At 47.4% G+C, this 12,568-nt stretch carries 10 protein-coding genes; 7 read left to right on the top strand and 3 right to left on the bottom strand.

Annotated elements, in window-relative coordinates; translation table 11 throughout:
• The 3 genes from L0156_08470 to L0156_08460 all read left to right on the top strand — a co-directional run.
• Positions 1 to 660 (top strand): sulfatase-like hydrolase/transferase (locus L0156_08470; protein ID MCI0603036.1); only part of this gene is annotated, 660 nt, incomplete at its 5' end.
• Positions 661 to 891: 231 nt separating this feature from the next.
• Complete coding sequence (locus L0156_08465; protein ID MCI0603035.1) at positions 892 to 2,223, top strand: DUF2029 domain-containing protein; 1,332 nt, start codon at positions 892 to 894, stop codon at positions 2,221 to 2,223.
• A 129-nt stretch (positions 2,224 to 2,352) separates the two neighbouring features.
• Positions 2,353 to 3,582 (top strand): hypothetical protein, encoded by a 1,230-nt coding sequence (locus L0156_08460; GenBank protein ID MCI0603034.1) that lies wholly within the window; start codon positions 2,353 to 2,355, stop codon positions 3,580 to 3,582.
• Between the two features lie 38 nt (positions 3,583 to 3,620).
• Here L0156_08460 and L0156_08455 read toward each other — a convergent pair whose 3' ends face one another.
• Positions 3,621 to 4,727 carry a hypothetical protein gene (locus tag L0156_08455; protein MCI0603033.1) on the bottom strand — a complete coding sequence of 369 codons (1,107 nt, stop codon included), beginning with the start codon at positions 4,725 to 4,727 and terminating at the stop codon, positions 3,621 to 3,623.
• 165 nt (positions 4,728 to 4,892) lie between these two features.
• Positions 4,893 to 5,105 carry a hypothetical protein gene (locus L0156_08450; protein MCI0603032.1) on the bottom strand — a complete coding sequence of 71 codons (213 nt, stop codon included), beginning with the start codon at positions 5,103 to 5,105 and terminating at the stop codon, positions 4,893 to 4,895.
• Positions 5,106 to 5,254: 149 nt separating this feature from the next.
• On the opposite strand from L0156_08450, the gene L0156_08445 reads away from it, so the two are divergent.
• Positions 5,255 to 6,535, top strand: coding sequence for a hypothetical protein (locus tag L0156_08445; protein ID MCI0603031.1), 1,281 nt, complete (start codon positions 5,255 to 5,257; stop codon positions 6,533 to 6,535).
• Positions 6,532 to 8,202, top strand: a complete 1,671-nt coding sequence (locus L0156_08440) for a glycosyltransferase family 39 protein (protein ID MCI0603030.1) — start codon at positions 6,532 to 6,534, stop codon at positions 8,200 to 8,202. Before L0156_08445 ends, L0156_08440 begins: the two co-directional genes overlap by 4 nt.
• 29 nt (positions 8,203 to 8,231) lie before the next feature.
• Here the strand turns inward: L0156_08440 and L0156_08435 are convergent, their stop codons facing one another.
• Entirely contained in the window at positions 8,232 to 9,863 is a 1,632-nt protein-coding gene (locus L0156_08435) for a hypothetical protein (protein MCI0603029.1), read from the bottom strand.
• A gap of 126 nt (positions 9,864 to 9,989) precedes the next feature.
• Here L0156_08435 and L0156_08430 point away from each other — a divergent pair, with 126 nt between their 5' ends.
• Positions 9,990 to 11,108: a DUF2029 domain-containing protein gene (locus L0156_08430; protein ID MCI0603028.1), complete on the top strand. Its 1,119-nt coding sequence runs from the start codon at positions 9,990 to 9,992 to the stop codon at positions 11,106 to 11,108.
• 4 nt (positions 11,109 to 11,112) lie between these two features.
• On the top strand, positions 11,113 to 12,568 hold a 1,456-nt coding region (locus L0156_08425; protein ID MCI0603027.1), incomplete at its 3' end, for a DolP-mannose mannosyltransferase.

The following is a 12,568-nucleotide window of genomic DNA, read 5'->3' as shown; positions in this document are numbered from 1 at the left end:
GAAGATTTGCCTCGTCAAAAGAAGTTGTATGGGATCGAAGTGGAGACAGTGGATGGTCAAATCGGGCGAATTGTTGCATTCCTAAAGCAAAACGGCGTGTATGATCAGTCCTTATTGATTTTTACAGCCGACCATGGTGAAAATCTCGGCGAACACGGACATTTCTACGGGCACAGTAGTCTTTATCAGCCCGTAATTCGAGTTCCAATGATTGTTCGTTATCCAGGAAAGATCGCGCCAAGAACCGTCGTTACTCAACAAGTAGCGTTGACTGATATCTTTCGGACGATCTTGCAGGCCACAAAATTGGAATCGAAACAAGCTCCAAAGTCCATCGACCTCGTAGGCCTGGCAAACGGCCATTTCGACTCACCCCACCAATTGCTTGTTTCAAACATTTTCTTTCCGGAGGTCAAGCATTCCGTTCGGAACAATGAATGGGAATTGATCCGCAACGATGATCCTCAAAGAACGTACGAGTTGTATCATCTTCTTACTGATCCATCTGAATCCGTGAATGTTTATTCCAGCCAAACATCGATCGCACGGCAGCTGGAAGCGATTCTGAATCGTGAACTGGGGCGTCGTGTACAAAGAGAATTTGATAATTTATCGCCGGATCAAATCGAAAATTTGAAGGCTTTAGGCTACATCAATTGACGGATTTTTTATAACGCGACAGATGAAAGCGGATACAGCAGGGGCGTCGAGTCGATCCAGCATTTTGATGCTGCGATACCGAACAGGTGAAATTGTTAAGGGCACGATGCTGGATCAAAGACGTTTTTCGTGCGGAGTCTGCTGTAATCCCGTCGCTGGCCAACACAATTGTAACCAGGGATTCGAATAGCCGGAGGTTGAGGAGGAAGTTATAATCAAGGGCCAAATAGGATGACTCGTCTAACGAAAATTCTTGTCTTCCTCACCTTCATAAGTATTGTTTTACTGCCTACCACTTTGATTGCGCTGTTTTCAACTCCAATCGAAAAAATCTCAATCTATCACACCTTCGAATTCTTCCGGTTTGGTGGCTGGAAAACTGACTCCTGGGTTCCCATGAAGATGGCTTTCAAATACATACAAGATAAGAATCAAGAAAATGTTTATGAGCGGGTATTCTTCCAGGAGAGGAAGCGCAAGTTTCAGTATCCTCCTTCTGCGCTCTTAATTATTCGTGCGTTGCATTTCCGTCCCGTAGAATATCTCTCGCGTAAAGCAGGGCTTTCAGAAATCCACATTCTAAACTTGATCACATGGGGGTTTGTGTTTTTAACAGCTTATTTTGTTATCCGAATTTTTCATTGGAATTTGGCACACAATGTTGATCCTTCTACCGCCAAACCTCTGAAGGGGGAACAAATTCTTCAAATCGCGGCGATGCTTTGTTTGAGCTTTACCTTCTATCCCCTAATCTTTGGATGTACGCGAGGACAAATACAGACATGGATTAGTTTTGCAACTGCGTTTTCGCTATGGTGCTGGATACGCGAGCGAAAAGTAATCAGCGGCATTCTATTGGGAATTACTTGCCTTATAAAGCCAGTTTATTTTCCCGTTGTTTTTTGGGGTCTGCTAAGAAAAGAATGGAATTTCGTCTTCGCCTTTTTGGCAACAGTTTCTATTTTTTTGTTGGTTTCTGTTCTTTCATTTGGAATGAACGAACACTTTCACTTTCTCTCGGTGCTGTCATATATCGGTTTGCGAGGAGAAACATACTACCCTAACCAATCGATCAACGGCGCCTTAAATAGGCTATTAGGCAATGGAGACAGTCTAGAATTTAGCGACCACCTTGCTCCCGCCCATCCTGTGGTTTATTGGGGATCAATTATCGGTTTTTGTGTCTTCATCTTATCGGCTCTAATCGTTCCTCTACGGTCGCGGGAAAAAGGAAATGTAATTGATCTCAGTATTATCCTCCTTTCTGCCGTCATCACCTCTATCATCGCGTGGGACCATTATTTTGGAATGCTATTGCCCATTTATGCGATGCTGATCCCACTGGCAGCGTCAAGCGATAGCAGTTGGAAATTCAAACAATTTTGGCTCTATGCAAGCTACTTATTGGTAAGTGGCCATTTCGTCATTTTGAATGCATTGGCTCACACCAATTGGAATATTATGCAATCTTATGTACTGATCGGCGCATTGCTCGTATTGGGCATTTTGTACTCTCTACAGTGCAGGGCCAACCGTGGTATTGCTACAGCGAACCATGATTGAATCGATCACTCTCTCCGTCGGGATCAAGCCAAATGGTTGTCACTCTGTCAGTGCACTTCCGGGATTTTTGCTCAAGTTCTCTTGTTAGGAAATTGTGGGAGAATTACTGGTTCAGTTCACGCACCTGCAATGAGCTTACAAAAAACACTTTCGCATAATCTGTATCGGTTCAGTGCTGAATTACCGTTTTTTTCGATTGCAAGCCTGCTGCTGGTGTTGCGATTGAACAGCCGGCTCGTGACCCCTGGCCACTTTCCACCTGTCGCGCTCTGGGCCTGGAGCGAACTCCATATCAATTATGCCGGCGGATTTGTACGTCGAGGACTTCTGGGTGAGATCGCTTTTCGATTGCAATCGTTGTTCGATCTTCCGACCACAACATTTTTTGGCACAATCTTTTTGGTGCTAACTCTCCTCATGATCGGACTTCTTTTTGGTTTGCTTCGCCCGTTATGGTCAAGACCTCTGGTTGTCTGGGTCGTTCTTCTGTCGCCGGCAATCATACTGTTTCCCGTATTCGACAGAGGCGCCTCTTTGCGAAAGGATATCTTTGTTTCTATAGGCCTGCTCCTGCACGCCCTGATGGTTCAGGCAACCCGGCAGGGTAGGCTGACGCTAAAGGGCTACCAGCGTTTGATGCTCATTTGTGTAGCACCTTTGGTAACGATCAACATTCTCATACACGAACAGCAATGGTTCTTTCTTCCCGTTCATATGATTCTGATGATCCTTGCCGTCGGGTCTCGCCGCGATGCATTGCGACGCACAGCAGTAACGCTGATTCCGGCATTATTGTTGGGCCCTGTGATGTTTGCTTACAGCGGAGATGCGCAGACATCTGCCGCAATTTGCAACTCATGGCGTGGCCGCGTAGAAGTCAACTGCTCGGACTCGTCCGGAATCGGCGCGATCGGTTGGTCGATATTTGATGCAATGGCATTTGTGAAAAGCGACGTCCTGAGCTCCCCAAGAGCTTTATTGTTATGGAGTCTAGCCACAATACTGTCATGGGTCCCTGCGGTTGTAATACTCCACGTTTTCCAGCGCGAGGTTCGAGGACAGTTGAAGCTAGTCAAAGGCGCACTTGTAATGCTACTACCAACCGTACCTCTGTTTGTTGTTAGCGATTGGGGACGCCTGTTGCATCTTCAAGCCATATCCGAAGTAGCTGTCCTTCTATCGCTTGCCCCTGTGAGGCTCACAACAGAAGTTCAAAAGCGAAAATTGGTGACAGTCCTTCTTGTGCTGAGCGCCGGTTTGTACGTGCTCGCATGGCACTTGCCTCATGCCGGAATCTTATCCAACCTATTCATAAGTCCTGATCAAATCTTTGTCCGCGCTATTCGATTGTTGAAATAGATCAGTTGGACCGGAGCAAGATGCTGTGGTTTGAGCCACTATTTTGACAATGCCGCTGAGAGCGCCGTGGCGACTTTTGCATGGCCCGTGGCATTGATGTGGTCGTCTACGATGAAGTAGGCATCATCAGTCAACAGCGGAAGCGGATTTACTACGCGGGCCGCGCGAACGACAGGCATATTCGTGGAATTTGGAAGGCGTTTTGAAACCTGTTCCAGAAAATATTCAGGGATAAAACCACGCCATCCTTTTTCGCGATCGTATTCCGCCATCATGGTCTCGGCTGTGCCTGAGGATCGCCACCAGCTTGTTGCGCCTACGGTAAAGATCACCAGTTTTGTCTGGGGGTGGGTCGAAATCTTATTCAATACCGTAAGAAAGGCATTGACGTGTCGATCGGTATCCTTCTTCTCCGTTTCATTTGTGTGTTGAAGTTTTTTGGTCAAATACAGCCTGTAGAGGCTGGCAGAATCGTGAATCAAGCGGCCCGGGTAGTATCGATCTGTATCCAGCATGTGTGTCCACATCAGGAATCGCTTTTCGCTAATGGTTACAACCGGTTGAAAGCCGTTTTTGATGTACCTTTCATTTTCGTGCAGATCGGTCCAATGATACTGGAGGATTAGATATTTCAGATTGGACGTGTCGAGACGTTTGAGCAATTGCAACTCGCGGGCCGTTCCGTAGGAGCTTACGCCGGCGTTGAGCACCTTGTATCCTGTGATTCTTTCCAGCATCTTCGGCCACACTTTTTGTTGATCTACTCCTTGACCAAACGTAAACGAATCACCCAACGCGACGATCTCCGGCCGGCGTAAAGCATCTTCCGAATCACGCAACCCCATGGAATTCGTTTTGATCAAGCTCTCGTATTCAGTTGCACGACACAGGTTGGTGTGATTTGGCTTTAACGTATAGGTTAAGAATCTGTCATAAGTCATTTCATGACAGTTTCGCCGATGAATTAAGTAATAGCGAGTCGCAAGGAAAGACAAAGGCTGGCATGTAATGTATTTTCGAACCGGCGTCACAAAAAGGATCGCCAGGATGCCTTCTATGAGTGCCAGCAAAAGAACGGTAATCGTCAGATAGATTGCCCATCGTTTGAGTCTCTTGAGAAAGAAGGAGAGAGCGACAGCTGTCACGATCTAGGAAGGGGACTCAAACCAGGCCGATAACTGTCTGGAAAATTCCACGCCGTTTCCAGTCTTGAACGTGAACTCGGGGAAGACGAAATTTGTCTGTCTTTTGGCCTGCGATTGATGCTGTCGTGCAAGCGTAAGAAAATCCTGCCTGGCGAAGCATAGAAATCAATTCTTTTCCATTGTAACATTTTTCCATAATAACATAAGGATAAGCCATCCAAGGCTGCTGAATTGATTTCCGGGAAAGATGAAGTTGGTCAAATCATCGCGCGCGATAATTGCGCCGAATGCGCTCTTTCCTTCTTTTCCGGTTAACTTGATTCCCCAGGATGGATCGGCGATATCCCTGCTGTAAAAAGCCTGGGAGCTTTGTCTCAAAAAAATCGGCGTCTTCCAGAAAAAATGGGGCGAGAAGGTGTTCGAAGATTTCTTTATGATATGATTACTGTTGTATTGACAGCGTTTTTCGAGCGTTCGTCGTCTGTGTTTTCAAAGCGAAAATAAGACATTCATGCTTGTTGCCTCTTGTGATTGACGAATCGGTTCCACGACTTGGTCAATCTTCCCTAGACGGTCGTGTTTACCTTTTTTTCGTTTTAGCGATTTATTTTTCTGCGATTTACACATCTAGTTTTTTCACCGATTACCGCCAATTTTGGCGGTACCTGGGCGTATCTACTTTATCTCCCTCTTTTTATGATCTGCGCTTTCTTGTTGCAGGATGGGAATGTTCTCGCAAAGGATTTGATGTACTGGTATCAAACCCTTGTGATCCGGGAACCCGGCCACGGGGGATGAGCTATCCGCGCATCTGGCTGGCCCTTGCTCCTTTGGGCATCAATCAAAGTCACACAGAATTGCTAGGATGGAGCTTGGGTTTGTCTTTCTTTATTGCCGTTATTGTCGTTTTAGGAAGACTGAAACCGCACGAAGCCACTATCTGTTCTGCAGTACTGCTTTCACCCGCGGTGATGTTAGGCGTCGAAAGGGGCAATACCGACTTATTCATCTTCATTTTGTTGACCTTCAGTGCGTTGAGCCTACGGGGAAATACCTTTAGTTCTGCGTTGGGATATCTTTTGATCCTGGTGAGCGCTGTGCTGAAGCTCTTTCCTGCGTTTGCGATCGTAGCGGTTTTGAAGGAACGACGAAATTACCTGATTGTTATCATTCTGCTTTTTAGTGCGGCGTTTATAGGTTATATTGTTTATACGCTAGACGACCTCTTTCTAATTCAGAATGTAGTGAGGCGTTCCACTTACATGTCTTACGGCGCATTGAATTTCCTTCATATACTTACGGATCTAATATCACCTTCAATCTATGAATTCCATCACAAGTTGTTGACGTTGCTTTCTCTTGTATTGGCTTTCCTTTTGGTAGTCGTTGCTTTTCTCTACATTCGGTTGAGTGGATTAAAATCGCTTGACACTCAACACATCAATGCATTTCGATTAGGCGCCGGACTGTATATTGGTACGTTTGTGTTTATGGAAAATTGGGATTACCGACTCATTTTCCTGATCTTTACTCTCCCGCAAATTTTTTTGTGGATAAGAAAAGAATCAGCGTTTCGAAACGAATCTATTGTGGCCTTGACAGCAATGGTCTTGACGTTATGGATGAGCCGATGGAAATATGATTTTATTGCGGGAGAGATTCTGAACCTACTGCTTTTTGTTTATTTTTTAGCGGCATTGCATCACACCCTTCCTGAATTTGTACGTATACCTATGCAAAGATTCATCGGATATGTTCATCCCGAGAAGCAGCCAACATCTTCTCCTGACCGTATTTCATCTTTGTGAATCCACGGCGTATCGACATTCTTAACATCCTGGCGATTGTCCTGGTCTGGATTCTCATGGAGCTTCTAGTCAATCCTTTCGGGGATTTCCCCTTGAATGACGACTGGGCTTACGGACGATCTGTGCAAATTCTGATAGAAAAAGGGGACTTTCGTCTTCCGGATTGGACCGCCGCCAATTTATTTTCCCAGATTCTCTGGGGCGCATTGTTTTGTCTGCCGTTTGGTTTCTCTTTTACGGCACTTCGGTTTTCGACACTAACGCTCGGTTTGGCGGGGGTAATAGCAACGTATGGCCTTCTCCGAGAAGTAGAGACAAGCCCAAAACTCTCGTTGCTCGGTTCTTTGGTGCTGGCATTCAACCCCATCTATTTTGAACTTTCCAATACCTTTATGAACGATGTGCCATTCTTCGCCTTCACAAGTCTGTCATTTTATTTCTTGTTGCGCGGGCTGAAGTACGGTTCGGTTCTTGAAGTCACGATCGGAATGTTGATCACCTACTTGGCTATCCTGGCTCGCCAGGCGGGACTTGTGATTCCAGTAGCATTTGGATGTGCATACTTGACGAAAAACGGAATCAGGAAGTCAACTTTGTTGAAGGGATTCTGGCCGGCTGCATTGGCAATTCTGATTCAGATATCCTATCAGAAATGGTTGCAAGCCACGGCGAATGTACCGCACGCTTACGGAGATCAAATTAGGACTATATTTCAGGAAGCATCACTGGGAATCGCACATTTTATTGGGAACTTCTTTCAGGTTGGGCTAATTGCTCTCGTTTATCTAGGATTATTCCTCTTTCCCGTATTAGTAGTGATTGTTCCCACAAAACTAAATCAGCTCCCTCCGAAACAGAAAACCCGATTTCTGTTACGAACGTTCATGCTTTGTGTTGTTCTCTTGCCCATATTGTTCTGGATCCATCGACTGATGCCGCTCGCGGGAAATGTGTTGGTAGACTTTGGTCTTGGTCCCGCAGGTCTTAGTAACAGCTTTCAGCCCAACGCTCCGCCAATATTTTGGGTGCTTGTAACATCGATAGGTGTGGTGAGCGCCGCATTGATCCTTCAATGTTTATTGTCAGCCATTCTTGAGGGCTTCACACGGCAGAGCGACTTTCAGGAGAGAAAGTGGGTTATAACCTTCGTTGTGTCATCCATTATTCTTTATTCCGTTCCTATGACCGCCATGGGCCGAACTTGGAGAGGTTTTTATGATCGATATCTGATCGTCTTGTTGCCGCTGGTAACAATGGTCATTCTGCTGAGCAAAAGAAACCTTGTAAATCAGAATGGTGCTTCCCGGATGACTTCCGCAGTGATCATTGTGCTGCTTTATGGGGGATTCACGGTTGGAGCGACACACGATTATCTGTCGGCAAACCGCGCCCGATGGATGGCGCTTCATGAATTGATGGACCGAGAACAGATCACGCCTCAACGCATACAAGGCGGATTCGAGTTTAACGGCTGGTACTTGTATAAGGAAGGAACGCGTATTAGCGCCGACAAGAGAGCTAATTTTTCCATTCTGCGGAGAAATGACAACGCGGATTATCTTATATCGTTTCGGCCAATCAATAATTACAGGGAAATCAAACGATATCCGTTTTCAACGTGGCTTGCTCCTGGGCAATCAAATATCCTTGTGCTGAAAAAATTGTGACGAAGGTGAATCGAGATAGTCGGCTCGCGCTACTTCATTATGCTAACGCATCTCAGACAGTAAACCCGTTCGCGCCCACCATCATCATCCTGAGCCTGAAGCGCCAACAACTGGACTGAAGGATCCTTAGACAAGGCTTGGTCCGTGGGGATACCGCGGCTTACGATTACGAATGCGGCCCCGGTCTTGTGTAGTTCGCCAACGCTGACATTCACATCCAGCTTGATTCCGTAATAGGGTTGTTCGGTGAGAAACGCTAGATATAAAGCAACTCGACGACCATCACCGACTGCAGCAACAGGACCCTGAAAGGGCAGGGAACTGGCCATTTTTCTTGCGACAGAATACGGGGCCTCATCATATCCACGGGTGGTAAGAGATCGTTTCAGTGGCTCGCTCAAGCCGTAACCTAATAGTAAGGTCGTCAAGATTAGGGCAAATTTGCGGATCCATGCCGGCCGGTCCGATGCTTTGTTTCTGAACTGAGAGTAAATCGCTCCCGCTAAAACCGTTAGTAGCCCAAAAGTAACTACGAATAAAAATGGATAACAAGCCAGAAAATAACGGGGCGCAGCCGAGTATACCGGTAGATAGATGAATGTCATCGAAGCAATTGCGATGCCTCCAAACCGCCACGGGTGGGTTTGAAAACTCCGGACCCATGGCCTGAAAAATAGAAATCCCAGAATCGCTGAGACGATCCCAAATCCAAATCGATCGAACTCTTTCAGATAGTGAAACTGCAGGCGGGCATTACCAAACATTAATTTTATCTGGTATTTAAGATTGCTCCAGCTACTGAACGGCGACCAACGCGCGTACAGTGGATGGTTCTGGAGTACAGTCGGATCTTCCCAGGTTGTAATCCGGCCCCGCTCGGGCACATTGAAAACTGCAGATGAGGGGTGGAACCAATTCGGGTTATGAGGACCAACCAGAGCATGATTCAGCGGCGCACTCGTTGAAAACGTCGGATTGCCATAATGCAAGGAAAGAACCAGAAACCACGGTATTACAAGTAACGCCAAACCCAGGGCGCTGCGTCCTACCATGTATAATGCTGATCGAAACGACGTTATGCCTGCCAGCACACGGATGGTAGCGATGCAGATCATCGACAAAAGCGCTATCGGCAAGGCCACAGCCTTCGCCAGGTACGCAGCTCCATAAAAAAGTCCCGCCACAAAAGGACGGCGTCCTGTACCCGCATTGTCTGATGCAAGCGTGTAGCTCAACGCCACCAATAGCAATCCGGACATCAGCAGGTCAGGTCCGATGAAGAATATGGACCATTGAATGGAAAACAAAGCAATCAGTATTCCACCCACAGCAACAGTGATCCGATCGAACCGCAATGTCTGAAGAACGTTTATCCCACCTATTAGAAAAATCACAGCGCTAATCCAATCCACAAGGCGGAACGCTGTAACAGGATCGTTTACTAGAGGGAGCACTGGCACCGTGAGCCAACTGAATAACGGTCCCCAGTAGCCGTTCACTGCGAAGTGATAGTTGCCATGCAAATAATTCTGGGCCACGCGCAGATAAGCGATTGCATCAGGGTTGATTTGATCTGGGTTTCGGACTCCCGCAAGAACCATGAGCGGCACTTGAATCATCAACGCAATAAGAAAAACGCAAACACGCTCTTTGTTGCTCATCGACACTTTTTAATTCAGTCTATAATAGTTTGCTCAAGGTCTGAACGCGCCGGAAGGACCAGAAGTCTATTGCGTCAATTGTGGTCTCGTTATAACAGAACAATTCTGCTTGTTTCAGTGGTAGTGTTGACTTTTCTCGCGGCGCTAAAACTTTCCGATGAATTCAGGCGACTGCTCTGGGATCAAGGCTATACAGGAGCCATTGATCTGAGAGTTTTCTTCAGGCGTACAAGACATTGGTTTGCCGGTGATCCGGTTTATGGGAATCTCAGAAGCACCTTCCCCCCGGCCAGCTTCCTGATCTATTGGCCCTTCTGCGGCTGGCTGTCCTTGTCTTCAGCCCGTTATTTTTGGGCACTCACCACAATAGTCGTACTGATCTGGCTCTGCCGTCTGATCATTCGAGAAAGCGGAGCAAGAAATCCGTTAGAACGTGTCTTTGTGGCATTAATCCTTTTATCAATGAACGCATTGGGTGTGACGATCGGAAATGGGCAACTCATCCTCCATCTGCTTCCTTTATTGACTACTGTTGCACTCATTTTAGATAAAGGTCCCCCAACCTGGTCAAATCATCTTCTTGCAGCCGGCTTGTTTTTGGTCGCCTTAGTGAAACCGAATGTTACGGCTCCCTTCTTTTGGTTGGTTGTCTTTCTTCCAGGGTCGCTCTGGCCGGCCGTTCTGGTGGTAATAGGATATGTTTTATTGACTCTGGTGTCGGCGTCTTTTCAGGCGGCTGGTCTCATTTCTCTAATGAAAGATTGGCTGGCGCGTAGCGAAGAGTGGGTTGTTTTGCAAGGCTATGCCAACTTGCACAACTGGCTGGGGACTCTGGAACTCGACCAATGGGTGGGTCTTGCGTCCGCAATCACTCTGCTTGCGCTGGGTTTTTGGATCTATCTTCATCGCAAGAAGGATGTTTGGCTGCTTCTAGCTGTCACCGCTCTGGTTGCTCGTTTCGCGACGTACCATAACATGTATGACGATGCATTGATTCTTTTGCCGATGATTTGCCTGTTCCGAATCGCCTCCAGTCCGCAAACAGAAAACAACAATGATATGATTGCGGGAGTTTTACTGGCCTTAACTGTAATTGTAATGGTTTTGCCAGCGCGAATGATCCATTTTCCCGCACCATGGCAATACGTTTTCACACTGGGGCACACAATCGTATGGTTGCTGGTTCTGATTTTCCTGGGATACTACACCGGGAAAGCTAAGGCTCGTCCTATTGGTTCAGGTTGATTCGATGGATCAGCAAATTTCGTCGCGTCTCTTCGACCGGCGCAACCTGTTCGTCATCACGCTGCTAGTGGCCGCTGTAATTTATTGCCAGTTTCAATTCTGGAAACAACCCACGCGCGGCGACTGGTCTGTCTGGGATTATGTCGCTCAGGTGACCGCCCGCGGCGGCGTTCCTTATCGCGACGTCGTCGAAATCAAGACTCCGCTTTCAGCATATATCGGCGCGGTGGCAATCAAGTTCGCTGAGCCGTTCCGTGTCCGTGACATCCTGGCCATCCGCGCCGTTTACGTTTTTCTTGCTATGCTCACCTCCAGCTTTACCTTCCTGATAGCTCATGACTATTTCAAAAGCCGCCGCACGGGCCTGCTTGCCGCAATGCTTATGCTTACGTTCAACTCCTTCGGCTTATTCAACAATAGCGGGGTTCAACCGAAAACACTGATGATATTGTTCGGGCTTCTGGTGTTGTGGGCCATACGCAAAGACCGGCCACTCACAGCCGGAGTTTTCAGCATGCTTTCTGCATTGAGCTGGCAGCCGGGGCTGTTGTTTACCGGCGTTGCAGGGCTTGCTTTTTCCCGTTATTTGACGAACTGGCGCGATAGAAAAGTGGTCCGGTTACTGATCGGCGCGGCGATTCCACTCGTAATTCTGCTTTTGTATTTCTGGATCGCTGGCGCGCTGTTGGAGTTTTACCGGTGGTGCTTTCACTATACCTTGACCGTTTACGGGCCCAGCGAAGCCCATACGCCGGGACATTTCCTCCAGCATTTCGTTGGCCTGGTCAGCTACCATTACGCCGGCGAAACTTATTACTTCTGTCTTGCCGCAGTGGGACTAGCCTTTGTAGTTGTCAGGGAACTTTGGCTGTTCCGGCGAGACACAAAACATTTTCTGGATCGGTCGTATGATCATGCATTGTGGATTTCAACGCTGGTGTATGTTCTGTTCTGCATGGTTGACATACAAGGTGGGCCGGATATTATTCCGCTGCTGCCGTTTGTCGCGATCTTCTTTGCTGTTTTAATCGTATTCGGGCTTGACAAAGCAGCTCTCCGCATCCGCCCTATCGCATTTGCAGCGGTAATGCTGGTGGTATTTTTTCTCAGCGTTGCAGATTCTTTCCAGTTTCAGGTTGGATTCCCTACGTTGGACGATCAGGACAAGAAAGTCACGGAAATTGTTTCGCACCTTGAACCGGAGGATAAGATATTTGTGCATGGACAGACCGAGCTGCTCGTGCTTTCCGGATTAACGAACGCCAGCAAATACATTCGCTTTGATCATGGAAAGGATACTTATCTGAACAACGTGGAGCCTGGTGGCTTCGATGGATGGTTCAAGCGCTTGAAAGCGGAACGGCCAAAAGTAGTCGGGCTTTCCCGGTTGGGCGGTGTGGGACAGAGTGCCGAAATCGAGCGATGGGTCCGAAACAGCTATGAACTTCGCGAGGGCAAGG

The organism is bacterium (assembly GCA_022616075.1).
Classification (GTDB): domain Bacteria; phylum Acidobacteriota; class HRBIN11; order JAKEFK01; family JAKEFK01; genus JAKEFK01.
Note: the sequence above shows the minus strand (reverse complement) of the source record. Positions and strands in the feature narration are given on the sequence as shown.

What these genes read in the sequence shown, in the direction of transcription:
- L0156_08465 (MCI0603035.1), top strand. Translation starts at nt 892, where the DNA reads ATGACTCGTCTAACGAAAATTCTTGTCTTCCTCACCTTCATAAGTATT.
- L0156_08460 (MCI0603034.1), top strand. Translation starts at nt 2,353, where the DNA reads ATGAGCTTACAAAAAACACTTTCGCATAATCTGTATCGGTTCAGTGCT.
- L0156_08435 (MCI0603029.1), bottom strand. Translation starts at nt 9,863, where the DNA reads ATGAGCAACAAAGAGCGTGTTTGCGTTTTTCTTATTGCGTTGATGATT.